Origin of the sequence: Streptomyces sp. 2323.1 (genome assembly GCF_900221035.1) — a bacterium.
Taxonomy (GTDB): Bacteria; Actinomycetota; Actinomycetes; order Streptomycetales; family Streptomycetaceae; genus Streptomyces; species Streptomyces sioyaensis.
Window position 1 is genome coordinate 430787 of record NZ_LT907981.1, and the last position, 23045, is coordinate 453831.

Sequence of the window (23045 nt, forward strand, 5' to 3'; positions counted from 1 at the left end):
GCTCGGGCTAGAGTCAACTCAGCTGGAAAGCGCCGTCGCCCGGGCAGGCGTCACCGGCGGCCCGGCGCATGCCCCTGAACGGAGATGTCCCGCCCCAGGTACGGGCAGTCGGCGTGTTCGGCACTGCGCCCACGTGGCCCCGGGAAGATCTCTTCGCCCAGGCTTCGCCTCCCGGGCACCCCCGGAGGTCTTCCGTTCACCGCATATAGGAGAAACTGGAGAAAGCGTCCCTACGGGGAGAGGGCAAGGACACAGCCATGGACAGGCAGCATTTCTGTGCGCACGGGCGCCGCCGCGGACCACGCGGGGCCTGCGCGGGAGCGGACCGGCCGGGGGCCGGCAGCCGCCCGGATGCTGCGTCCCTGCCCGCAGGGGACTGCCCGGCACGACCGTGCCGGGTGCAGGTGCGGACAGAGGAGACTCCCGATGACCGACGGGATACCCACCGACGCGTTCGAATGCCAACGGGACCGGTTGACCCTCGTCAACCGCGAGGAGGAGATGGCCTGCCTCCATGGTCTCGTGCAGGACGCCCGCGCCGGATCAGGCGGTATCGCGCTCCTGGAGGGCGTCGTCGGCATCGGGAAGAGTGTGCTGCTGCACAGGCTGGTGGCCTCGCTCCCCACCGAGGATCTGCACGTACTGGAGGCCCGGTGTGACGCGCTGGAGCGCGACTTCCCGTTCGGTGTCGTGCGCCAGCTCTTCGAACCGCTGCTGGCCACCCTCGACGAACCACAGCTCACCCGGCTGCTGGCGGGCAGTGCGCGGACGGCCGCGCAGGCGCTGAGCGGGGAGACGCTGCCCGGCGACGTCATGCTCTCCAGCGAGGACATGTCGTACGCCGTGCTGCACGGGCTGTACTGGTTCACCTGCAATCTGGCGGCCGAGGCGCCGCTGGTGATCGTGGTCGACGATGCGCACTGCGCCGATATGGCCTCGCTGCGCTTCCTGACCCACCTCGCCCGCCGGATCGAGGGCCTGCCCATTCTGCTGGTGCTGTCCCAGCGCACCGGCGACGAGGCGACGGACGCCGCGCTCCTCGGTGACATCGCGGGACAGCCGCTCTGCCGGGTGCTGCGGCCCGGTCCGCTGGACTGCCACGGGATCGGCCATCTGGTGAAGACCGTCTTCGGCCATGACGCGGACGACGAGTTCCACGAAGCCTGCCTGGCGATCACCGGCGGCAACCCGCTGCTCGTGCACTCCCTGCTGAGCGTGCTGCGGCTCGGCGGCCGGCCGCCCACGGTCGACGGTCTGCAGTACATCACCGCGCAGGACGGCGCCTTCTTCCACGAGGCGGTGCGGGCCGTCCTGGAGAGCCAGCCCGAGTCCGCCGCGGCGGCGGCCCGCGCACTGGCCGTGATGGGCGACGACGCCCTGCCGGAGGTGTGCGCACGGCTGGCCGGGCTGGACGACGCGACCCACTCGGCCGCGATGCGGGCCCTGCGGTCCAACGGACTGGTCTCGGAGGTCGACGACGGCCGGAGATGGTCCTTCAACCACGGGCTGATCAGAGAAGTCATCGTGGCGGACCTGCCGCCCGAGCAGCTCGCGCAGGCGCACCAGCGCGCGGCCCGTCTGCTGCTGGACGCGGGGGCACGTGTCGAGCAGGTGGCCGGCCATCTGCTGCTGACCACCCTGCCGGCCACCGAGGACTGGGCGGTGACCGTGCTGCGGGAGGCCGCCCGGGAGGCGTCGTTCCGTGGCACCCCGGCGCTGGCGGTGGATCTGCTGCGGCGCTGTCTGCCCGCGGAGGGGCAGCCGCCGGAGGACACCTCGGTCCTGGTGGAGCTGGGGCTGGCCGAGGCGGGCGTGGATCCGCAGGCGAGCGTCCGGCATCTGCAGGCCGCACTGGTGCACGTCCATGAGCCGTCGCTGCGCTTCCGCGTGCTCAGTTCGCTGGCCAGCGGCCTGGTCCGCAGCGGGCAGTCCCTCCAAGCGGTGCAGCTGCTCGCCGATCAGGCGCCGTCGGTCCACGACGCCGATCGGCAGCGCCTTCTGGAGGGGCAGCGGCTGATGGCGTCGGCCGAGGACCTCCAGAGCCTCGCGGTGACCCTGCGGGAGTATCCGTTCGACATCAGCCGGCCCGGCAACACCCCTGGTGAACGGGCCCTGATCGCCGCCGGGGCCGGCCTGTGCTCGGTGCGCGCGAACCGGGCGCAGGAGGCGGCCGCCGCGGCCCGCCGGGTGCTGGAGAGCAGCGTGCCCGGTGTCGACTCGCCGTTCTTCCTGACCACGGCGGCGACGGCGCTGCTGTACGCGGGGCTGCCGGACGAGGCGGACGCCGCCTATCAGCGGGTCCTCGACGCCACCCGGCAGAGCCAGCGGCTGTTGCTGTACGGCCTGTGCCAGGCGCTGCGGGCCGAGGCGCTGTACCGGCTGGGGGCACTGTCCGAGTCGCTGGCGGCCACGCGGTCGGCGCTGAATGTGGTCCCGTCCAGCCATTGGGGCCGCACGCTGGCGCTGCCGGTCGCGACCCAGGTGCATGCGCTGATCGACTCCGGTGACCTCCCCGGCGCCGATGCGGCGGCCGCCCAGCCCTTCCCGTCGACGAGTCTGGACACCTGGCAGTGGAACGAATTCCTGTGTGCGAGAGGTCGGCTGCGGCTCGCTCATCAGGATCCGAAGGGGGCGCTGACGGATCTCCTGGAAGCCGGCAGACGGCAGCGCGAGTGGACCCGGACGAGTCCTGCCGTGTCGTCCTGGTGGTCCTGGGCCGGCCGTGCCCATCTCGCCCTGGGGGCGCTCTCGCCCGCCCGGGAGCTCGCCGAGGAGGCGGTGGAACGCGCCCGGGAGGGGCGGCTGACCGATGCGCTGGGTGCTGGTCTGCGGCTCCAGGCGACGACGGAGACCGGCCCGCGGAAGCTAGGCATGCTGGAGGAGGCGCTGTCCGCCCTCGACGGTTCCCCGGCGCGGCTCGAACTGGCCCATACGCTGGTCGACTACGGCTCCGCGCTGCATGCGTGCGGACACACGGAAGCGGCCCGGGAGACGCTGCGCCGGGGGCTCGATCTGGCGTATTCGCTCGGCGCGGCCCGGCTGCGCGTCCGGGCCAATGACGCACTGCTGGCCACCGGCGCCCGGCCGCGCCGGGTCACGTCGAGCGGGGTGGAGTCGCTGACCCCGAGCGAGGCCCAGGTGGCGCGGATGGCCGCGGTGGGTGGGACGAACCGGGAGATCGCCGAGGAGTTGTTCGTGACCCAGCGCACCGTCGAGCAGCATCTGACGTCCGTGTACCGCAAGCTCGGGGTGTCCGGGCGCCGGGGTCTGGGGTCGTTCTTCGACCCCGAACGGGCAGCGAAGTGATGTTGCGGGCGTAGGGCGTCCGGGCACCCTCCGGCGGGGAGCGGCCCTCCGTACCATCCGGCCCGGCTCCACGGCGGCCGTGGCGCGGCGGCCGGTCACCGCGCAGCCTCCGTGGCGGCCCCGGACCCGTGCGCCGGGCTCGTCCGCCCTTCCTGGGGGGCGGGGACGACGACCGCGGTCACGATCAGGCCCGCCCGCACGGCCCAGCGCCCCTGGAAGCCGGTCAGCACCTCGTCGCCGAGCCGCCATCCGGGCACCAGCAGCCGCGCGGTGAAGGTCTGGTCGTCCGGGTCGAAGGAGAGGAATGCGTCCTCGAATTCCAGTGGGCGCCCGGTCATCGGGAACCACGCCTTGTATACGGACTCCTTGGCGCTGAACAGCATCCGGTCCCAGGGCAACGGCCGTGCACCGGACGGGTTGCGGGGAAACCCGGCGCGTTCCCCGGGCAGCGCCACGGCCTCCAGGACCCCGTCCGGCAGCGGCTCCGCCGGCTCGGCGTCGATGCCCAGCGCGCGCACCTCCGTGGACCGTGCGACGACCGCGGCGGCGTACCCCTCGCAGTGGGTGACGGCGCCGACGAGCCCGCTCGGCCAGCGCGGTTCCCCGCGCGGTCCCGGCAGGATCGGTACGGGCGGCGCGCCGAGCCCGGCCATCGCCCGGCGGGCACACCAGCGGCCCGCCGCGAATTCGTGTTTGCGTTTGTCGACCGCGCGGGAGACGTGCGGTTCCTCCTCGGGCAGGAGCGCCCCGGCCGGCGGTTCACCGAAGAGCTCCGCCGCAGAGACCGTCTCCGGCAGTAACTCGTCGATCATCGCGGTGTCTCCTGTCCTGTGCGCCGGTGAGGGTGCGCCTCGCTGGGCGGCGGCGCGGAGCAGTACCTCACGGCGCTGCAGGGCCCGAGACTAGAGCGCGCGGCCGGGCGGAACCACCGCAGTGACCGGTCACACCTCAAGTCCCGGGGAAATGCCCAGACTTTCCGCGCCGTACGGGGCCGTTCGGCAGCGTGGGCGGGCACGGCTGCCTGCTTCGTATACCGATGGAGCACACCGGCCGGCGGTGCGTCCCTGAGCCCGGCCCTTTAGGGATTTCCCGAGCGTCGCGCTGCTCCAATGGCGGCCAGCGATTCGTCACCCCGAAAATCGGTCGTTACGCAGTCGAACGGGCTCGAAGAAGGGCAGTTGACCATGCTGATGAACGAAATGAACGCACTGCTTCGTGGGGGCCCCACCACTTACGTCCCCGACGAGGAGCGGGTCCGCTATGTGCCGGACATGACGTCCCCGCTCAAGCTGCTCTGCGGAAACCGCTATGAGCATTTCGAGCCGACGGCGGAACGGGTCCGGCAGGACGGTCATACGCTTCAGGTGTTCGTCTGGACGGGCTGCACCTACGTGGCCGAGTAACCGCGCCGGCCGGAGGCGAGCCGGGTGCCCGAAGGACGTACGGGCGCCCGGCTGCCGTCCGTGCCGGCACGGGCGGCGGGCGCTGCGGTGTTCCCGTCGCGCAGGGGCGTCCGGCGTCCCACGATCTCCTCAGGTGCCCCGACGTCCCAGCAGCTCAGCGCCTATGTCGTCCCACGCGTTCCCTTCCTGGCCGGCGACGGTGTTCCCCCGGCCGCCCCGGCGACATGCTCGGTGGCGAGGTGGGCGGCGAGGTCCGGCTCGTACCGGCCGTCCGGCGACGGTCCCCGCGGTGCGAGTCCGGCCGGCCCACCTCGAACCGTCCTCACGAAGGGAACTCGATGCTGTCCACACACCTGTCTGCCCGCAGCCGCCTTGCCGCGGTCGCCCTGACCGCGGTCGCGGTCGTCGCGCCCCTCGTCACCGCGGACGCCGCGGCCGCCAGCGGTACGAAGCTGACCCAGGCCCAGGCCGCCCGGACGCTGCGGGCGGCCGGCATCAGCTGGACCTCCAGCGGTCACTGCTCGGACCGCAACAACCGCCGGTGCACGTCCTTCTCGCGCATCAATTCCGGCACGGTCAACGGGATCATCGCCTTCAAGCGTGCCAGCCACTGTGCGGTCACCATTACCGGCGGCACCGAGACCGGTCATGCGTCGGGCAGGTACAGCCACTGGAACGGCTACAAGGTCGACATCTCCCCGACCCCATGTGTCACCAACTACATCAAGCACACCTTCCGGTACGCCGGTAAGCGCGGGGACGGCGCACCCATGTACAAGTCCTCCGCGGGCAACATCTACGCCCGGGAGAGCAGCCACTGGGACATCACCTACAAGTGACGGGGGGACGAGACATCATGAGCGCCCGAATACGCCTCGCGGTCACCGCGGCCGCCGGCCTCCTGTTGACCGGATCCGTGACCGTGCCCGTATACGCGGCTCCCGCCGAGGTCACCGCGCACTGCTCGGGCAGCGGTTGCGCCGGGAAGAGCCCGTCGGCCACCGGCTGCGACCGTCATGCGCGCACCGTCCGCCGCACCGCAGAGATCGGTCCGCTGCTCGAACTGCGGTACAGCCCCACCTGTCGTGCGGCGTGGGTGCGTGTCACCCGTGCGCGGGCCGGTGACCGTATCGAGGCGCGGAACAAGGGCGGTGCTGCCTGCCGGCACCCCTCGTGCTACGCGGCGAGGGTGGCCGCCGGCCGGACCTCCGCGTACACCGCCATGGTCAACGACAAGGGGATCAAGGCCTGGGCCTGTCTGGAACGGCGCAACGGCAACATCGTGTGCACGGAGGGGTACTGACCCTCCGTGCACGGAGACGGGCTCGTCCGTCCCTTCAAGTGGGGGCGGTGGCCCGGCTGCTGGCGGAGAGTGCTGCCGGGTGCCGGGGCGTCTGACGTCCCGGCACAATCCGCAGGCGCAATCAACACCTCACGTCGAGGAATATCGGCCCGTACAGCACGGTGCGCCGGACGGTCCCGGATGCCGGCAAGCCCCTGAGCCGGCCGTGAGCATTTCGAGGCGCGTTTGCCCGGTTACGGAAATCTGCCGGGCGAGCGCGCCTTTTGTCGCTGCATATCCTTTCGTTACACTTCCGCGGGATTGCTGCAATAGTGAGCAGCCACCATCGTGTGTCACATGACCTTCCCGCTGAACCGACTGGAAATGCTGTGTCCCTCCCCCGCTCCCGGCCGGTTCCCGGTCGCATACGGGTCCTGCCGCCGGTTCTCGGCGTGGCGGTCGGGGGCCTGCTGCTGAGCGGGTGCATGGAAGGGGCCGGAGAGCCCAAGAGCGCGGGGCGTACCGCTGCCGCCTCGGCTCCCGCGCGGCTGTGGCCCGAACGCCCGCCGGCCCCGCAGCCCTCCAAGGATGAGGTCGGTGCGCCCGAGAAGCCCGCGCCGCTTCGCGGGGTGCCGCACGTCCCGTCCGGCGACATCCGCACCGTGCCCCTGCTCACCGTCGTCAACGCGCAGGTCCTCGCGGGCTCCGAAGACAACGGCTCACCGCAGTTCGACCAGGCCACCACGGAGAAGATCGAACACTGTGCCACCGACCGGAAGCGGTGCCCCGTACGGGATCCGCAGTACCGGGATCTGAACGGCGACGGCAAGGACGAGCTGATCGTCGGCATCGAAGGCGCGGACCACGTCCTGGCGCTGTGGGTCTTCATGCTCAAGGAGGGAGTGGTGACCCGGATCATGGACGCCGGTGCCACCCCGCTGTCGGTGGAGGTGACCGGCGGGGATGTGATCCTGCGGGAGCCGACCGGAACGCCCGGCTACGACATGCGCACGGTCTACTCCTGGGACAAGCGCACCCAGGCCATGATCCTCCGGGTCATGGAATTCGATGAGGTCGCTCGGACCGCGCCCCCGAAGAGCGCGTCGTGAGCGCCGGTAGGTCCGCGCGCCGGCGCCTGTTCGCGTGGACGGCGACGCTGCGGTGGAAGGCCGCCTTCTTCACCGTCGTCATGTGCTGTTTCCTCGCCACGGTGCTCGGTGTGCTGGTCCATGTCCTGGTCGGCCGGCAGACCGCGGACCAGGCGCGCGAGGCGGCCCTGGTCGAGCTGGACTCGGTGGTCGAGGCGTACGTCGACGGTGAGCCCCTCGGCCGCAATGCGGCGGTGAACCCCTCGGATCTGCCGCCGGCGCTGCGCACGATGGCGCAGCGGGGCGAGCGCGGCACCCAGCTCGGCCGGCACGGCGACCGTCAGGTGATGTGGGCGGTCGCCCCGGCCGACGGCACGGCGCTGGCCATCCGGCAGGACTACACCCAGCGGGCCGCGGTCCTCCAGGGGCTGGACCGCGCCATCATCGGCTCCGCGGCCGTCGCGATCTTCCTGACGCTGCTCGTCGGGCTGTACGCCGCCTCGGGCGTCACGCGGCGTCTGCACCGCACCGCGCAGGTGGCGCGCAGGATCAGCAACGGGGATCTCGACGCCCGGGTCGACGACCCCCGCGGCCTGCGCCCCGGGTACGCCCGGGACGAGCCCGCCGCCGTGGCCGCCGCGCTCGACGCGATGGCCGCGAGTCTGCAGACCAAGCTCAACAGTGAACAGCGTTTCACCGCCGATGTGGCCCATGAGCTGCGCACCCCGCTCACCGGTCTGCATGCGGCCGCCGAGCTGCTGCCGCCCGGCCGGCCCACCGAAATGGTGCAGGAGCGGGTCCGGGCCATGCGCCGGCTGACCGAGGACCTGCTGGAGATCTCCCGGCTCGACGCGGAGGTGGAGCGCGCCGACCTCGATGTGCATCCGCTGGGGCCGCTGGCCGAGCGCGCGGTACGGGCGACGGGGCTGGCGGCCGAGGTGCGGGTGGTGCGTGACGCCCGGGTGGAGACCGATCAGCGCAGGCTGGAGCGCGTCCTGGGGAACCTCGTCGGCAATGCCCACAAGCACGGCCGGCCGCCGGTGACGGTGACCGTGGACGGGCCGGTGATCACCGTTCGGGATCACGGCGACGGCTACCCCGAGGAGCTGCTCGCCCACGGCCCCCAGCGGTTCCGGAGCCGGCCGGGCAGCGGGAAGCAGGCCGGGCACGGTCTGGGGCTGACGATCGCCATCGGGCAGGCCCGGGTGCTCGGCACCACGCTGCGGTTTTCGAACGCGCCCGACGGCGGGGCCGTCGCCGAACTCACCGTCGCCCCGGACGAGCCGACCGCGCACTGACCGGGGACGCCGCGCGGGGGCGCGCTCCGTGCCCGGCCACCCCGCGACGGGGGGCCGGTGGGGCGTCCGGGCGCCGCCCCGTGAAGCTGCGGGAGCCACCGGTGTCGAGAGAGGATGAAGGCACCCCTGGTCTTCAGGGGTGTCGGGTGAGCGAGGCCAGAGGGGCCGTACGTCGTTGCGGCGGGCGGCATCAGGAGCGGCTGGTATGGACACCGAGGGGTTCCAGGCCGATCTCGGCCCGTCCGAGGGCCGCGCCTCGGCCGGGCCGCCGCCACCGCGTGGCCTGCTGGACGTGCTGGCCGTCGCGGCGGTCGTCCTCGATGCGTCCGGGCGGATCGTGCTCTGGAGCCCGCAGGCCGAGCAGCTCCTCGGCTATACCGCCCGGGAGGCACTCGGCCAGTACGCGGCCCGGCTGCTGGTGGCCGAGGAGGACTTCGACCGCGTGCTCCAGCTGTTCGCCCGGGTGATGGACAGCGGGGAGACCTGGGCCGGGATCTTCCCCGTCCGGCACAAGGACGGCAGCACCCGGCTGCTGGAGTTCCGCAATATGCGGCTCACCGACGACAGCGGCGACGTCTACGCCCTCGGGCTCGCCACCGACCAGGCCACCCTGCGCCAGGTGGAGCGGGATGTGGCCCTCTCCACCCGCCTGGTCTCGCAGTCGCCCATCGGTCTGGCCGTGCTGGACACCGACCTGCGCTATGTGGCCGTCAATCCTGCGCTGGAGCGCATCAACGGCATCCCCGCCGAGGCGCACATCGGCCGACGGGTCCGCGAGGCGCTGCCCTTCCTCGACGCCGAGGCGGTCGAGGCGGTGATGCACGAGGTGCTGGCCACCGGTGTCCCGCAGGTCGATCAGTCGGTCGTGGGCCGGACCCCCGCCGACCCCGACCACGATCACGCCTGGTCGGCGTCGTACTACCGGCTGGAGGCTCCGGGCGGCACCATCCTGGGGGTGGCCATATCGGTGATCGACGTCACCGACCGGCACCGGGCGGCCACCGAGGCGTACCACGCCCGTCAGCGGCTGGCGCTGATCGCCGATGCCTCGGTGCTCATCGGCACCACTCTCGATCTTGAGCAGACCGCCCGGGAGCTCGCCGATCTCGTCGTCCCGGACCTCGCGGACGTGGCCGCCGTCGACATCCTCGACACCACCCTGCACCACGCCCCCGGCCCGGGGGCCTCCACGGCCGGGCCGTCGGTGTTCCGTGCGCTGGCGGTGGCGGCGGCCTACGACACGGAAGCGGTCGACGCCGCCGACCCCGTCGGCGAACCCGCCCGCTACGAGGCGGACCGGCTGGTCACCCGGTGTGTCACCACCGGCACCCCGGTCCTCGTGCAGCATGTCACTCCGGACGAGCTGCCGCAGATCGCCCGCGACGAGGAGTCCGCCGCCCGTCTGACCCGTGCCGGGCTGCACTCGTACATGGCGGTGCCGCTGATCGCCCGCGGCACCGTGCTCGGCGCGCTCGACCTCAAGCGCCTGCGCAATCCGCTGCCGTTCGACGACGACGACCTCGTGCTGGCCGGCGAGCTGGCCAACCGGGCCGCGGTGTCCATCGACAACGCCCGCTGGTACCAGCGGGAACGCACCACCGCCCTCACCCTCCAGCGCACCCTGCTGCCGCAGCGTCCGGAGTCCCAGCCGGGACTGGAGATCGCCTCTCGCTACCAGCCCGCCGGAGCGGCCAGCGAGGTCGGCGGCGACTGGTACGACGTGATCCCGCTGGCCGGCGACAAGACCGCCCTGGTGGTCGGCGATGTGATGGGCAGCGGCATCAACGCGGCCGCCACCATGGGCCAACTGCGCAACACCACCCGTGCGCTGGCCGATCTCGGGCTCGACCCCGCGCAGGTCCTCCAGCACGTCGACCGCAGCAGCACCGGTCTGGAACAGTCCATCGCGACCTGCGTCTACGCCGTCCACGACCCGCACCGCAGCAAGTGCCGCATCGCCACCGCCGGCCATCTGCCCCCCGTTCTCGTCCGGCCCGGCCGCGCTCCCGAACTCCTGGACCTGCCCACCGGTGCCCCGCTCGGCGTGGGTGACGTCACCTTCCACGCGACCACCGTTGCGCTGGCCCCCGGCGACCAACTCGTCCTCTACACCGACGGCCTGGTCGAAACCCGGGACCAGGACATCGACACCCGGCTCCAGGTCCTGCTCGGCCTGCTGGACACCCCCCGGTTGAGCCTGGAGGAGACCTGCGACCACCTCCTGCGCACCCTGCGGCACCCCGACGACTACGACGATGTCGCCCTGCTCATCGCCCGCGCCGTCGGCTGACCACGGCGGCTCGTCCGACCCTGGCTGGAAGTGCGCGCCGTACATGGCCGATTGTGGGCGGCAAGCGTTCGCCTGGTCTTCACCCGCCGGACCCGGCCGGCGGCGTGCGCGGCTTCTAAGGTTACGGCGCCCCACCCCCCGCGCTCGTCACTTCTGTCCAGGAGGACAGTCATGACCGAACACCAGGCTCCCCCGCGCAGCCGTCGCACCCTCACCGCACTGGCCGGGGCCATGGCCCTCACCGCCGCCTCGCTCGGCCTGTGGGCCGCCACCGGCTCCACCGCCCAGGCCGCCGGTCTTCCGGCCCCCGACCACGTCGTGGTCGTGGTACTGGAGAACCACGCGTACACGCAGGTGATCGGCAGCTCCAGTGCGCCGTACATCAACAACACGCTCAAGGCGGGTGGCGCCAACCTCACCCAGTCGTACGCCCTGACCCACCCCAGTGAGCCGAACTACTACATGCTCTTCTCCGGCTCCAACCAGGGCCGCACCGACGACAGCTGCGTCGGCGTCGGTTCGATCAACGCGGCCAACCTCGGTTCCGAGCTGATCGGCGCCGGCAAGACCTGGGCCAGCTACAACGAGTCGCTGCCCAGCGAGGGTTCGACGGTCTGCAGCAGCGGCCAGTACGCACAGAAGCACAACCCCTGGTTCGGCTTCTCCAACGTGCCGACCAGCACCGCGAAGACCATGGCGCAGTTCCCGACGGACTACACCACCCTGCCGAAGGTCTCCTTCGTGGTGCCGAACCTGTGCAACGACATGCACGACTGCTCGGTGTCCACCGGCGACACCTGGCTCCAGAACAATCTGGGTGCCTATGCCACCTGGGCGAAGACCCACAACAGCGTCCTGGCGGTGACCTTCGACGAGGACAACAAGCAGTCGGGCAACCGCATCCCCACGGTCCTGTACGGAGAGCACGTCGCCCCCGGCAGCTCCGTCAGCACCACCTACAACCACTACAACCTGCTGCGTACGGTGGAGGACCTGGCCGGTCTGACCACCCACGCCGGCAACGCCGCCGGCGCCTCCGACATCACCGGCATCTGGAACTGACGCAGGTGGCCGCGGCACGGCCGTCGGCCGTGCCGCGACGCGCCACGCACCGGTCCCCGTACCGGTGTGACCGGCGCCCCGGCCGGGCATCACTGGAGGTGCCGGGCCGGGAGTGCCGCTGAACTCCAGCCGGTGGCACGCCTGTTGGTGCCACAACCGCCAGCCGGTGGCACGCATGCTGGTGCCACCACCGCTCGACTCGCGGGCTTTCTCCTGGTGCTCGCCGGGATCGCCACCGTGCCGGCCGCCGGCGCCGTGCGGGCCCGCTCGCTCTCCGTACCGACGATGAGGTGTCCGCATGAACCGCACCACCCGCCTGGTCATCCTGCTGGCCGCCGTTGTCCTGCTCGGGACGGTGGGCACCGCAGCGGTGCTGCGTGCCGCCGACCGGTCCGACGCGCGGGACCAGGACCAGGCGGGTGGTCCGCCGGTACGGACCGGTGCCGTCGCGCTGCAACCGTCCGGCGGGCGTCAGCTGTTGGTGCGCAACCTCGCCTGGGGCCCGCACCGTGACGAGATCGCCGCCGTACCCGCCGGCCGGCCTGCGGGACCACGCACCGTTTCCGGCCTCAAGTGCCTGCGCTTCCACGCGGCCGCGGCCACCGGTATCTGTCTGCAGGCCGAGCACGGCGCCCTGCAGGACACCTACCGGGCCGTCGTCCTCGACTCCCATCTGCACGAACGCCACCACTTCCCGGCCGCCGGCATCCCCACCCGCGCCCGGGTCTCGCCGTCCGGCCATCTGGTCGCCTGGACGGTCTTCGTCAGCGGGGACTCCTACGCGGGCACGAACTTCTCCACCCGCACCGCCCTCGTCGACACCCGCACCTGGGCGATCGACGCCAACCTGGAGTCCTTCGCCGTCACCAAGGACGGCCGGCCGTACCACGCCTCCGACATCAACATCTGGGGAATCACCTTCGCCGACGACCACCGCTTCTACGCCACGTTGGCGACCGGCGGCCGGACCTATCTCGTCCGGGGCGATGTCACCGCCCGCACCCTGACCACCCTGCACCGCAATGTCGAATGCCCCTCCCTCTCCCCCGACGGCACCCGCCTCGCGTACAAGAAGCGGGTGGCCCACGCCTCCCCGGACGCACCCTGGCGGCTGTACGTCCTCGACCTGCGCAGCATGACCGAAACCGCCACCACCGAGCACCGCTCCCTCGACGACCAGGCGCTGTGGGCCAACAACTCCACCCTGGTCTACGCCCTCCCCGGCGACTACGGCTCCGACCTGTGGACCGTCCCGGCCGACGGCAAGGGGACGCCGCGCCGGCTGATGACTTCCGCGCTGGCGCCTGCCTATCTGGGGTGAAGGGCTGTTGGGTAGGCGGGCCGGAATCTTTTTCTGCCGGTCACATCCGGCGGGCGACCGTGATGATCTCCCGGCTCCGTCCCGTGATCGGACCGCCGTCCCAGTCGCCGTAGCGGCCCTCGATCGCGAAGCCCGCCCCGGCGAGGAACGCGTCGAGCGCGGCCACGTCGAGGAAGCGCAGGGTCGTGCGGTCGACGCGGAGCACCCTGCCGCCGGGCTCCGCCGTCGTGCCGGTGAAGGTGACCAGGTCACCTGCGCGGGACTCGACGCGGTGCCAGACCCGCAGGGCGCGTCCGGCCGGGTCGGTGAGGTCGCGGGCGTTCGACGGGTTCCAGTCCTCCCAGGCACGAGCCTGCGGGTGCCGTGTCTCGAAGGCGAAGCGGCCGTCCGCGCGCAGCGCCGCACGGATCGCGGCGAGCGAGGCCCGCAGTTCGTCGTCGGTGACCAGGCACTGGAAGGCGTGACCGGTCATCGTCGCGAGGCCGAATGCGGCCTGCCATGCCGCGTCCGCTGCGGTGCCCTCGGCCCATTCGATGTCGACGCGACGCCGGGCCCGGGCCAGCGCGGCACGGTCCGGGTCGAGGCCGGCGAGACGTCCGGTGTGACCGTGCTCGCGCGCCCAGTGCAGCATGGCACCGGTCCCGCAGCCGACGTCCAGTACCGAGTCCGCGGCCCTCACCAGTTCGTCGTAGAAGCGATCGCTGGGCCGGCTGTCGGGTTCCCACGGATTCAGCAGGTCATACAGCGCGGCGGCGTCGGCGTCCGAGAACATCACGACAGTATTCACGTGCCTTCGACTGAGCCCAACTTCATTTCATGGCACGGCAATTGACTTCGCCGCCCCGGGCGGAATCCCTCGCCTCCTCACCGGGTACGACGGCGGCTGGTGGTCGCAACACCAGGCCCAGCGCACACTCCCGTACCGGGAGCCGTCGGGTCATGATCACGGGTATGAGCTCACACACCACCTTGATCACCGGCGCGACCCAGGGCCTGGGCCGCGGTATCGCGCTCGACCTGGCCACCCGTGGCGGCACCCTGTTGCTGCACGGCCGCGACCGCACTCGTCTCGATGCCGTGGCGGAGGAGGTGCGGGCCGCCGCGCCGGCCACCACCGTCCGTACCTACCTCGCCGACCTGGCCGACCTCGATCAGGTCCATGCGATGGCCGCCCGGATCCGCGCGGCCGAGCCCCGGCTCGACGCACTGGTCAACAACGCGGTCGCGGGCGGGGGCGCCGAGCCGCTGCGACGGGAACTGAGCCGGCAGGGCCATGAACTGCGGTTCGCCGTGAACCACCTTGCCCCCTACGCCCTCATCCGCGATCTGCTCCCGCTGCTCATCGCCTCGGCCCCCGCCCGCGTGGTCAATGTCGCCTCGATCGGACAGAAGGCCATCGACTTCGACAACGTCATGCTGGAGCACGACTACGAGGGACTGCGCGCCTACTGTCGCAGCAAACTCGCGATGATCATGGCGACGTTCGAGCTGGCCGCCGAACTCGACGGCACCGGCGTCACGGTGAACACCCTTCACCCGGCGCATCTGATGGACACCGAGGGCGTGCGCGCCTACGGCCTGACGCCCGCCGTGGGCGTCGAGGAGGGAGTGCGGCCGACCGTACGCCTGCTCCTCGACCCCGACCTCGAATCCACTACGGGCCGCTACTTCGACCGCTTCACCGACACCCGGGCGCACGACCAGGCATACGACCCCCGCGCCCGGGAACGCCTGATGCATCTGACGCACGCCCTCATCGGCTGAGTTCGGTCCGAGCGCAGCGGACCGCAAAGCGCGGAGGGCGGGGGTGCGGAGTGCGGACGGGTCGGGGGCGTCAGTGGCCGTACTCCATCTTGGCGCCCGGGGAGAGGCGCTCCCCTGCCGGACGACCCTCAAGGCCGGTAGATGCACGCCGCCAGCGGTGCATACTGCTTCCACCCCAGCGTCTCGTACAGTGCACGTCCATCATCGGTCGCGCCCAGGACGCCGAGAGCCGCGCCCTCGGCCACGGCATGGTCGGCGAGCCTGCGCATCACAAAGGCGCCCAGGCCGCGGCGGCGATGGGCGTCCTCCGTCTGGACGCAGTCGACGACCGCGGCCTGCCCGAGGACGGCGATCTGGCCCTTGGCGGCACACTCGCCCGCCGCGTCGAGCACCCGGACGTAGGTGACGTCGTCGTGGGTCTCCAGATCCGCGGTGTAGCCCTCGGGAACTATCGGATCCGTGGCATACAGGTCAGTTGCCATCAGATGGCCCGCCTCGGCCCTGTCCACCACCCAGCCCTGCGGCAGCCACTCCCCCACGTGCTCCGGATCCATCGGCACCTTGAGCCAGGTGTGCGGCACGCTCACCGAGGCAGCGGCCTCGCGCACCGCGGACTCGTCGGCGCCGGGCAGCACATGACGCCCCACCTGATCGGGCTTGCCGACATCGACATAGAGCCCCCAGGGCAGTTCGACCGGCCGCGGCCGGCGCCGCGACATGACCCAGCCGGACACCCAGACCCTGACAAGTTCCGGAACCATCAAGCCCTCCCTGGTAATAGCTGATCATTGGAAGCACACATTACACACGGTGCGGGCTTCCGGCATCTGTTTATGTGCCGTCGCGCCTGAACTACTCGCCTGAGGAGATGAGTTGACCAACTCCCTTGAGGAGTACGGCCCGGAGGCGGCGGGACGCCCAGAAGAGCCTCGGGCCGGCCGCCGACGGGGACGGCAGGGGCGACCGTGGCGACCGCCGTACGCCTGCCCAGCACTACAGTGAGCGCGTGACCGAGACCTGGAGAGCCACCGAGCCGGGAGTTCTGAAGCTTCCCTCCGGACGCCTGGTCCGGGGGCGCGCCCTGCGCCGACCGCTGCCGGACGGACCGACGCCGCACTTCACCGTCTGCCTTCTCGGCAAGCAACCTCCCCCTCTCCCCTGGGAAGTCCGGTGGCTGCGCTGGCCGGACTTCCGGCTGCCCAGCAACCGCGCGGAGGCGCAAGCGGCCCTCCGCGAGGTGTGGGCCCGTGCCGAGGCCGAACGCGTGGAGGTCGCCTGCGGCGGTGGCCGTGGCCGCACCGGCACCGCCCTGGCCTGCCTCGCTGTCCTGGACGGCGTACCGGCCGGCCAAGCCGTGGAGTTCGTGCGCCAGAACTACGACGCCCACGCCGTCGAAACCCCCTGGCAAAAGCGCTACGTCCGCCGCTTCGCCGGCTGAACCGCCCACGCCGCCCCGCCTCACGCCGGAGCTCCCTCTGCGTACGTGCTCCGCCCAGCCATTGCCGGGCTCCAGCAGGTCTTCCACACGATCAGTCACCTCACGAGCCTGACAGGCCCCACTGACAATCGGCCTGACCGCCGCCGAGCGCCCGCACCCCTCACACTCGGGCTGCACCGCCGCACTTCATCCCCGCGAGCCGCGGGCACTCCGGCCGCCCGCTACTCCACGTTCCCCGGCCCGCCCCCTGCGGCACCGCACCCCCGCAATACCCCACAAGAGTGACCCAAACCCTCACGAGTGAATCGAACGCGGCGCTCTCGCACGCCACCGAACTCCCGCTTGGCTTCCCACCCCTGTGCCGAATTCACGTTCGACGATTCGCCCCAGGATCCCCGTTACGGGCACCGATCAGGCCCGTTTTCTCGATTGTCAGTGCCACCCGCTCTCTCCTGGAGGAACCGTGAATCCCGTACCTGTGCTCGCCCTTGCTCACGCCCTGTTCGAGAACGCTCCCGGCCTCGCCCCCAAGGGCAGGCCCATGGTTGACGCCGCTGCGCGCCACGGCTTCGGGTCGTCAGCACGCCCGTCACCGCGGTGGTGGGCATGAGCATCCGGCGCTTCCTTCCCGCGAGACCGCGCGCAGCGGACGGGCTCCGGCCCGGCTCGCCGTACGGCCGCCGCACGCTGACTCGACCGACGACGGGGGACATCACATGAAAAGGACCTTCAGCCACCACCTGCCACCCGCCCGAGCCGCCGCTTCCGACGCCCCGGGGACGGACCGCCGGCCGTCCGTCCCCGCCGCCCGGCGCGAGCTGCCCCGTACCACGCCGCCGCCGGAGCTGGACTACAACGGGCGCCGGCACCGCCGTGCGATGGACGACGCGACCCTGCGGGAGATGGCCCGCCGGGTGCCCGCGGCGCTGCTCCAGACCGCCCGGCTCGCCTGGTCGGTCGACCGGCGCATGGTGCTCACCATCCTCGTCAGCCAACTGCTGTCAGGGCTGGGCACCGCCGTGATGCTCACCGCCGTCGCACGAGCCATGAAGCCCCTGGTCGCAGGCGGTACGGCGGCGGCGAAGTTCCACGAGGCGATGCCGGCCCTGATCGTCGCCGGGGTCGCCATGGCGGTGGGTTCGGCGGCCTGGATCCTGGCCGACTGGGCCACGAGGCGGCTGAACCCGCAGGTCGCCTCGGCGGCCGACCTGACGATCGTCGATCTGCACATGCGAGCCGAGTTGTCGGCCTACGACCAGGAGGGGTTCAAGGACCGCAGTCAGGCCGCGGAGATCGGCGCGCTGCGTGCCATGGACCTCGCCGACGACGCCAAGACCCTCACCAACGGGCTGGTTCAGTTGGTCTCCGCGGCATCCGTCCTGACGGTCCTGCATCCGCTGCTGCTCGGTGTGCTGATGCTCTCGGTCATCCCCCGTGGACTGGGCGGAGTGATCGCTGCCAGGATCGACTACCGGGTCCACGACCGTACGCTCTCCGCCCGCAATGTGCGGGGCATGATGCGCTGGTGGCTGACCACCTCGGAACTCGCCGACGAGGTGCGCGCCAACACCATGCGCAGCTATCTGTACTCCTGGTACCGGACGATGTGTGACCGGGTGGAGGGGCGCGAACTGGCGGGCGCCGGACCGTACTTGAGGATCACCCTGGTCGCCGCGGCGCTCTCGGGGTTCTTCACGCTCGGGATGTGGGCGTCACTCGCCGCGCTGGTCCTCACCGGCCAGATGGCCCTGGCCATGGCCGGGACCGCCATCGTCGCCTCGCAGACCGCGGGCCGCGCCCTCAACAGCATCATCAGGTACGGCGCGGTGATGTTTCATCACGGCCTCTACCTCGGCGACTATCACGACTTCCTCTCCGAAGTGCGCACGCTGACCACGGCACGCGGCACCGCCACGGTCACCGCGCCGAAGGAGATCCGCCTGGACGACGTCGCCTACACCTACCCGAACAAGACCTCCCCGGCGCTGCACGAACTCTCCCTCACGCTCCGCCGCGGCGAGGTCGTCGCCCTGGTGGGCGCGAACGGAGCGGGCAAGTCGACACTGGTCCGGCTGCTCAGCGCGCTGACCCTGCCCACCCACGGCACGGTGTCCTGGGACGGCACCGATCTGGCCACGGCCGATGCCGAGTCCGTCTGGCGGCACGTCGGGCTGGTACCGCAGAAGTACGGCCACTGGCCCCTGGCCGCCCGCGAGAACATCACCCTCGGCCAGCCCCACGCCCATGACCACCACGACGAGGAGGTCTGGCGGGCCGCCGAGGAGGTCGGTATGGCGGACGTCCTGCGCGAACTTCCCGACGAGCTCAGCACGTTGCTGGCCCGCTCCGTATGGGGCGGCCACGAACTCTCCGGTGGGCAGTGGCAGCGGCTGGCCTGCGCCCGGGCCCTCTACCGGCGGCCCGGACTGCTCATTCTGGACGAGCCCACCAGCGAAATGGACGCCCGGGGCGAGCACCAGCTCTTCCGCTCGCTGCGCCGGATGGCCGCCGACCGCATCACGCTCGTGGTCACCCACCGGCTGGACAACGTGAAGATGGCGGACCACATCATCGTCCTCGACGACGGCGGAATCCGCGAACAGGGCACCTTCGACCAGCTGATCGCCCAGGAGGACAGCCTCCTCGGCGAGCTGTACGCCCTCTCCCAGGACCGCTGACCACCACGGGCCGCGCCCCCACGGGAGGCGCGGCCCGTCATCCTCCAGCGGAAGGCCGCCCTGCTGCACACCCCGTAGTGCAGCGGGGCGTTGCCCTTCGCCGTCGTGCCGACGGTTCAGCCGACGTGTGCCCCGGTGTCCTCCAGGGCCTCGCGCACCGGCTGGTAGTAGCTCTGACCGTCCGTGGCACAGTCGCCCCGGCCGCCCGAGGTCAGGCCCAGCGCGGTCTCGTCGTCGAAGAGCGCGCCACCGCTGTCTCCGGCTTCTGCGCAAATACTGGTCTGGATCAGGCCCTCGACCGTCCCCTCCTGGTAGTTGGCCGTCGCGTCGACCGCAAGGACGTCGCCCTCACGCAGGTGGGTGGTACTGCCACTGCGCTCCACGTGCTGGCCCACGATCGGGTCGTCGGCCTCGGTGATCTCCTGGGTGTCGCCGTCGTAGAGGTCGACCTCGCTGGGGTGCTCGATGTCGTCGTCGGTGTACCGCGCGAGGCCGTAGTCGTCACCGGGGAAGCTGCTGGAATCCGACACCGCGATCTCCGGTCCGCCCTGCTCGTCGGACCAGTTCCGCATGGCGCTGGTGCAGTGCCCGGCGGTCAGGAAGTACGGCTTGCCGCCCTTGGTGACGTTGAAGCCGAGCGAGCAGCGTGCGCCGCTCCCCCAGATGGCGTCGCCACCGGCGATCAGTGGGTGGAGCCGGCCCGCCGACCGGTGGAAGGCCACGCGGTCACCGAGGGCGGAGACGACCTTCGTGAGCTGCCGCAGCTTGCGGCCCTGGACCGTGCGGTCCGCGACGACGACCACCCGGTTGGTCTTCGGGTCCATGGCCCAGGACGTACCGGGAATCGTGGCCTTCTGCTTGAGGGTCGCGCGGGCGGCGTCCAGTGCGGCGAGGGAATGCTTGACGACCTTGGGCTCGGCGCCGGCCACCCGGACCGTGCCCGCGGCGGCCTTATCGGTCACATTGACGACGAGCCGGTGCTTACCGGCGTCGTAATAGGCACCGGCGCCACGAGCGCCGAGGGCGGCACTGATGGCCTTGGCGCGCTGTACGGCGGCGTCTGCCGACTGGGGGTCAGGGCCCCGGGCGGGAGCGGCTTCGGCGCTCTGCAGGGTGAGTGTGGCGGCGATCAGGGCCATCACACCGGCACCGACGATGACGGTGCGGGGCGTAGGTGCACTTGTGTGCTTCAACTCAACACCTCTGGTCGGGGTGGGCCAACGGGGCGCCCCGCCCTCGGGGGTGTCGGCGCCACAAGCGGCCTGAGGGCGTGGCACGGCGGCGCGGAGCCATTCTGGCCTCCGCCGCACGCCGCACAGCGCCCACCCGGCCATGGGTCCGCAGGAATCACCTGTACGGCCGCGGGGCCCCGCCGCTCTCGCCGCGGACAGCGGCAGCAGGGGCCCCGGGGGCCGGGATCGACGTAGCCCCTGTAGTCGGGGGCCCGTACGGCGGATCAGAGGGGGCGGCTGCCGTCAGGGATCAGCTGGCGTATGGCATCGCGGGACGGTGCCGGGGGGCCGGCCGGGGCCTGTCTGCGGGTCGTGGCGCGCGGCGGTGGCCCGATCGGCCGAAAGCCCGAAAGTCTGAAGCCCGACGGCCCACGGCGCGGCCAGGTGCATCCGTTCGCAAGGCAGCCGTTCGGAAATCTTCGGCAGCAGCAGCGGGCGCCGAATTCGCGCGGGCCGCCGCCGGTGCTCTGCACCGCCCGCCCGCATTCCGCGAACTGCGCATATTTCGGTACGACTTGACGGAGCGGCTGACGCATTCTCCCCCCCGAAGGCTCATTCCCGGGAAAGGACGGTGCATGGCCGGGGCGTTGACCCGACGACCCATCACCGCACGAGGGACGGGTACGCAAGGTGGAGACATTGCTGCAGCGCGGGGCGCAGCCCGTGCGGCCCGGCGGGGCGGTCCCGGTGGGGGAAGCGGGTCATGCCGCGATCGTGGCGCTCCTGGAGGAATTCCCGTCGGCTTGCGCCGGAAGTGACGGCAGATAAGCGAGAGGCTGCTTTCTTCCGCATTCTCTATGCATTGCGTAAAGCCATCGGTGTTGACCGGATTTGGCGGGCGCCACAGGTGCATGGTCATTCATGCCCGGCCGTCGGCAGGGCATCTCGCACCATGGCAATGCAGAAAGGCACGATCCTCAATGATTGACGGATTCAAGCGCGCCCTCGCTCTCGGCGCCGCCACCGTTGCCCTCGCCGGAGGCACCGTCCTCTCCTCGGTGGGAATCGCCTCGGCCGCCCCGTCCCACCACGGCGACCACACAGCCACACGACACCTCGACCGGGGCCGTTGCCACATGGTCCACGGATACTGGATCCGCGTCTGGCGGGACGGACGCGCCGGACGCCACGGCCACTGGATCAGGGTCTGGCACCGCGAGCGCCTGGTGTGCCACCACCACCGGCGCTGAGCATTCCGCCTCGGCAGTTGCCGGGCCCCTGAGCCGCTTCGGCTCGGGGGCCCGTTCGCTGTGTCGCCGAGGCCCCTCACCCGCGGTGTGCGGCGTGCGGCGGCACCCCGTCGCCGGGCGGCGCCCCGTCGTCGCGTCAGCGCACGCCGTGCGGCCGGAACTGGATGCTGATCCGCGGCCCCGCCGCCCTCGCGGTCTTGGGGATCGCATGCTCCCAGGTCCGCTGGCAGGAGCCGCCCATCACGATCAGGTCGCCGTGACCGAGCGGCCGTCGCACGCTGCTGCCACCGCGCCGCGGGCGCAGCAGCAGGTCGCGCGGCTCCCCCACGGACAGGATGGCGACCATGGTGTTCTCGCGCCGGCCGCGGCCGATCCGGTCGCCGTGCCAGGCCACACTGTCGCGGCCGTCCCGGTAGTAGCAGAGCCCGGCCGTGGTGAACGGTTCGCCGAGCTCGTCGGCATAGTGGGCGGAGAGTGCCTCGCGCGCCTCGTCCAGTACGGGGTGCGGCAGCGGGTCGTCGGACCGGTAGAAGGCGAGCAGTCGCGGCACGTCGACCACCTGCTCGTACATCTGCCGGCGCTCGGCCTGCCAGGGAACCTCGGCGGCGAGCTGCGCGAACAGGGCGTCGGCCCCGCTCAGCCACCCCGGGAGCAGATCGAGCCAGGCCCCGTCGCCGAGCACCGTCCGGCGCATCCCGCGCAGCGACCCGAGCCGGACCTCGTCGGTCTGGTCGAAGAGCGAGCCCTGAAGATGCATGCCTTCAGCGTACCCATGCATTCGAATTTGTGTTCCCATCGCGGGCGGCGACAGACTCCGCCGCCCCACCACACACGCGTGGCGCCACCCGCCGATCACCCTTGCCTGAGCGGGGCGCCGGGAGCAGGCTGAACGTATGGGCACCGCAGAAGGCCCGACGCTGATCACTTCCGTCCAGCGCGCCTTCCGGTTGATGGAGGCCGTGGGTGCACACGAGGGCGGCGCCCCGGCGAAGCAGCTGGCACGGGAGACGGAGTTGCCGCTGGCCACCGCCTATCACCTGCTGCGTACGCTCACTCACGACGGGTACATCCGGAAGCTGGAGGACGGCGGTTACGTCCTCGGCGACAGGCTGGACACACTGCAGTCCGGCGGGCAGGCACAGGCCCTGCTCAACCGGGTCCGGCCCGCACTCGCGGCCCTGCGCGACGATCTGTCGGCCGCCGCCTATCTGACCTTCTACGAGGACGGCGAGATCCGGGTCGTCGAGATCGTCGACGGCCCCCGGGCGCCGCGGGTCGACATCTGGGTGGGCTTCGAGGACGCCGGGCATGCCACGGCGCTGGGCAAGTGCGTCCTGCGCGAACTGGACACCGAGGCTCGCGACGACTACCTGTCCCGACACCCAATGGCCGACCTCACCCCGCGCACGATCACCGGCCGCGCCGAACTGTGCCGAAGGCTCGACCTGACGCCCGCGCCGGCGGTGGTCACGGACATGGAGGAGTACAGCCTCGGCACCTTCTGCGTCGCGGTGCCGGTGTACAGCGGGGAGACACTCGGCTCGCTCGGCGTCTCGCTCCGGGCGGACCGGATCTCCCGCCTCGACGAGGTCCGGGACCGGCTGCTTCCGGCAGCGAGCCGCGTGACCAGGGGTTTGTCGCTCACTATCTGAAATCCGGGTCCTTGCACCTGCCGCGCGATGCCCGTTTCCTT

19 protein-coding genes are annotated in these 23045 nt (G+C 71.5%); 14 read left to right on the forward strand and 5 right to left on the reverse strand.

Translation table 11 applies throughout. The features are described from left to right. The first annotated feature begins 426 nt into the window (after positions 1–426). Positions 427–3306 carry an ATP-binding protein gene (locus CPH93_RS01350; RefSeq protein WP_159394947.1) on the forward strand — a complete coding sequence of 960 codons (2880 nt, stop codon included), beginning with the start codon at positions 427–429 and terminating at the stop codon, positions 3304–3306. Between the two features lie 95 nt (positions 3307–3401). On the opposite strand, the gene CPH93_RS01355 is transcribed toward CPH93_RS01350, so the two are convergent. Next, the gene (locus CPH93_RS01355; RefSeq protein WP_096211659.1) at positions 3402–4118 is read right to left on the reverse strand and encodes a 4'-phosphopantetheinyl transferase family protein; all 717 of its coding nucleotides are present in this window, start codon (positions 4116–4118) and stop codon (positions 3402–3404) included. A 372-nt stretch (positions 4119–4490) separates the two neighbouring features. Between CPH93_RS01355 and CPH93_RS01360 the strand changes: the two genes are divergently transcribed. From CPH93_RS01360 to CPH93_RS01395, 8 genes are all read left to right on the forward strand, one after another. Next, entirely contained in the window at positions 4491–4709 is a 219-nt protein-coding gene (locus tag CPH93_RS01360; protein ID WP_040901966.1) for a DUF5988 family protein, read from the forward strand. Between the two features lie 338 nt (positions 4710–5047). Beyond that, complete coding sequence (locus tag CPH93_RS01365) at positions 5048–5548, forward strand: hypothetical protein (protein ID WP_096215246.1); 501 nt, start codon at positions 5048–5050, stop codon at positions 5546–5548. Positions 5549–5565: 17 nt separating this feature from the next. Continuing rightward, positions 5566–6012, forward strand: coding sequence for a DUF2690 domain-containing protein (locus CPH93_RS01370; RefSeq protein ID WP_093487978.1), 447 nt, complete (start codon positions 5566–5568; stop codon positions 6010–6012). 464 nt (positions 6013–6476) lie between these two features. Further along, the gene (locus CPH93_RS01375) at positions 6477–7100 is read left to right on the forward strand and encodes a hypothetical protein (protein ID WP_231977136.1); all 624 of its coding nucleotides are present in this window, start codon (positions 6477–6479) and stop codon (positions 7098–7100) included. Further along, positions 7097–8377, forward strand: a complete 1281-nt coding sequence (locus CPH93_RS01380) for a sensor histidine kinase (protein WP_093649290.1) — start codon at positions 7097–7099, stop codon at positions 8375–8377. The genes CPH93_RS01375 and CPH93_RS01380 overlap by 4 nt, the downstream gene beginning before the upstream one ends. A gap of 205 nt (positions 8378–8582) precedes the next feature. Then, complete coding sequence (locus CPH93_RS01385; protein WP_096211660.1) at positions 8583–10667, forward strand: SpoIIE family protein phosphatase; 2085 nt, start codon at positions 8583–8585, stop codon at positions 10665–10667. Between the two features lie 171 nt (positions 10668–10838). Continuing rightward, entirely contained in the window at positions 10839–11729 is an 891-nt protein-coding gene (locus CPH93_RS01390) for an alkaline phosphatase family protein (RefSeq protein WP_093487972.1), read from the forward strand. 298 nt (positions 11730–12027) lie between these two features. Next, complete coding sequence (locus tag CPH93_RS01395) at positions 12028–13050, forward strand: TolB family protein (protein WP_096211661.1); 1023 nt, start codon at positions 12028–12030, stop codon at positions 13048–13050. Positions 13051–13090: 40 nt separating this feature from the next. On the opposite strand, the gene CPH93_RS01400 is transcribed toward CPH93_RS01395, so the two are convergent. Further along, on the reverse strand, positions 13091–13822 hold the full coding sequence (locus tag CPH93_RS01400; protein WP_096215247.1) for a methyltransferase domain-containing protein: 732 nt from the start codon (positions 13820–13822) through the stop codon (positions 13091–13093). Between the two features lie 179 nt (positions 13823–14001). On the opposite strand from CPH93_RS01400, the gene CPH93_RS01405 reads away from it, so the two are divergent. Beyond that, positions 14002–14814 (forward strand): SDR family NAD(P)-dependent oxidoreductase, encoded by an 813-nt coding sequence (locus CPH93_RS01405; RefSeq protein WP_096215248.1) that lies wholly within the window; start codon positions 14002–14004, stop codon positions 14812–14814. Between the two features lie 128 nt (positions 14815–14942). On the opposite strand, the gene CPH93_RS01410 is transcribed toward CPH93_RS01405, so the two are convergent. Next, positions 14943–15575 carry a GNAT family N-acetyltransferase gene (locus CPH93_RS01410; protein ID WP_093487967.1) on the reverse strand — a complete coding sequence of 211 codons (633 nt, stop codon included), beginning with the start codon at positions 15573–15575 and terminating at the stop codon, positions 14943–14945. Between the two features lie 245 nt (positions 15576–15820). Between CPH93_RS01410 and CPH93_RS01415 the strand changes: the two genes are divergently transcribed. Next, the gene (locus CPH93_RS01415) at positions 15821–16252 is read left to right on the forward strand and encodes a protein-tyrosine phosphatase family protein (RefSeq protein ID WP_096211662.1); all 432 of its coding nucleotides are present in this window, start codon (positions 15821–15823) and stop codon (positions 16250–16252) included. Positions 16253–16968: 716 nt separating this feature from the next. Further along, a complete protein-coding gene (locus CPH93_RS01420) occupies positions 16969–18930 on the forward strand; it encodes an ABC transporter ATP-binding protein (protein WP_231977137.1) in 1962 nt (653 codons plus the stop codon). 116 nt (positions 18931–19046) lie between these two features. Here the strand turns inward: CPH93_RS01420 and CPH93_RS01425 are convergent, their stop codons facing one another. Then, positions 19047–20123, reverse strand: coding sequence for a S1 family peptidase (locus tag CPH93_RS01425; RefSeq protein ID WP_443031422.1), 1077 nt, complete (start codon positions 20121–20123; stop codon positions 19047–19049). A 959-nt stretch (positions 20124–21082) separates the two neighbouring features. On the opposite strand from CPH93_RS01425, the gene CPH93_RS01430 reads away from it, so the two are divergent. Further along, positions 21083–21352, forward strand: a complete 270-nt coding sequence (locus CPH93_RS01430; RefSeq protein ID WP_096211664.1) for a hypothetical protein — start codon at positions 21083–21085, stop codon at positions 21350–21352. Positions 21353–21488: 136 nt separating this feature from the next. Here the strand turns inward: CPH93_RS01430 and CPH93_RS01435 are convergent, their stop codons facing one another. Beyond that, on the reverse strand, positions 21489–22109 hold the full coding sequence (locus CPH93_RS01435) for an alpha-ketoglutarate-dependent dioxygenase AlkB (RefSeq protein WP_006607828.1): 621 nt from the start codon (positions 22107–22109) through the stop codon (positions 21489–21491). Between the two features lie 136 nt (positions 22110–22245). Here CPH93_RS01435 and CPH93_RS01440 point away from each other — a divergent pair, with 136 nt between their 5' ends. Then, entirely contained in the window at positions 22246–23004 is a 759-nt protein-coding gene (locus CPH93_RS01440; protein WP_093487959.1) for an IclR family transcriptional regulator, read from the forward strand. Positions 23005–23045 lie beyond the last annotated feature (41 nt).

Excerpts from the sequence above, each read along its gene's own strand:
- CPH93_RS01350 (WP_159394947.1), top strand. The coding sequence starts at position 427 with ATGACCGACGGGATACCCACCGACGCGTTCGAATGCCAACGGGACCGG.
- CPH93_RS01355 (WP_096211659.1), bottom strand. The coding sequence starts at position 4,118 with ATGATCGACGAGTTACTGCCGGAGACGGTCTCTGCGGCGGAGCTCTTC.
- CPH93_RS01360 (WP_040901966.1), top strand. The coding sequence starts at position 4,491 with ATGCTGATGAACGAAATGAACGCACTGCTTCGTGGGGGCCCCACCACT.
- CPH93_RS01365 (WP_096215246.1), top strand. The coding sequence starts at position 5,048 with ATGCTGTCCACACACCTGTCTGCCCGCAGCCGCCTTGCCGCGGTCGCC.
- CPH93_RS01370 (WP_093487978.1), top strand. The coding sequence starts at position 5,566 with ATGAGCGCCCGAATACGCCTCGCGGTCACCGCGGCCGCCGGCCTCCTG.
- CPH93_RS01375 (WP_231977136.1), top strand. The coding sequence starts at position 6,477 with ATGGAAGGGGCCGGAGAGCCCAAGAGCGCGGGGCGTACCGCTGCCGCC.
- CPH93_RS01385 (WP_096211660.1), top strand. The coding sequence starts at position 8,583 with ATGGACACCGAGGGGTTCCAGGCCGATCTCGGCCCGTCCGAGGGCCGC.
- CPH93_RS01390 (WP_093487972.1), top strand. The coding sequence starts at position 10,839 with ATGACCGAACACCAGGCTCCCCCGCGCAGCCGTCGCACCCTCACCGCA.
- CPH93_RS01395 (WP_096211661.1), top strand. The coding sequence starts at position 12,028 with ATGAACCGCACCACCCGCCTGGTCATCCTGCTGGCCGCCGTTGTCCTG.
- CPH93_RS01400 (WP_096215247.1), bottom strand. The coding sequence starts at position 13,822 with ATGTTCTCGGACGCCGACGCCGCCGCGCTGTATGACCTGCTGAATCCG.
- CPH93_RS01405 (WP_096215248.1), top strand. The coding sequence starts at position 14,002 with ATGAGCTCACACACCACCTTGATCACCGGCGCGACCCAGGGCCTGGGC.
- CPH93_RS01410 (WP_093487967.1), bottom strand. The coding sequence starts at position 15,575 with ATGGTTCCGGAACTTGTCAGGGTCTGGGTGTCCGGCTGGGTCATGTCG.
- CPH93_RS01420 (WP_231977137.1), top strand. The coding sequence starts at position 16,969 with ATGAAAAGGACCTTCAGCCACCACCTGCCACCCGCCCGAGCCGCCGCT.
- CPH93_RS01430 (WP_096211664.1), top strand. The coding sequence starts at position 21,083 with ATGATTGACGGATTCAAGCGCGCCCTCGCTCTCGGCGCCGCCACCGTT.
- CPH93_RS01435 (WP_006607828.1), bottom strand. The coding sequence starts at position 22,109 with ATGCATCTTCAGGGCTCGCTCTTCGACCAGACCGACGAGGTCCGGCTC.
- CPH93_RS01440 (WP_093487959.1), top strand. The coding sequence starts at position 22,246 with ATGGGCACCGCAGAAGGCCCGACGCTGATCACTTCCGTCCAGCGCGCC.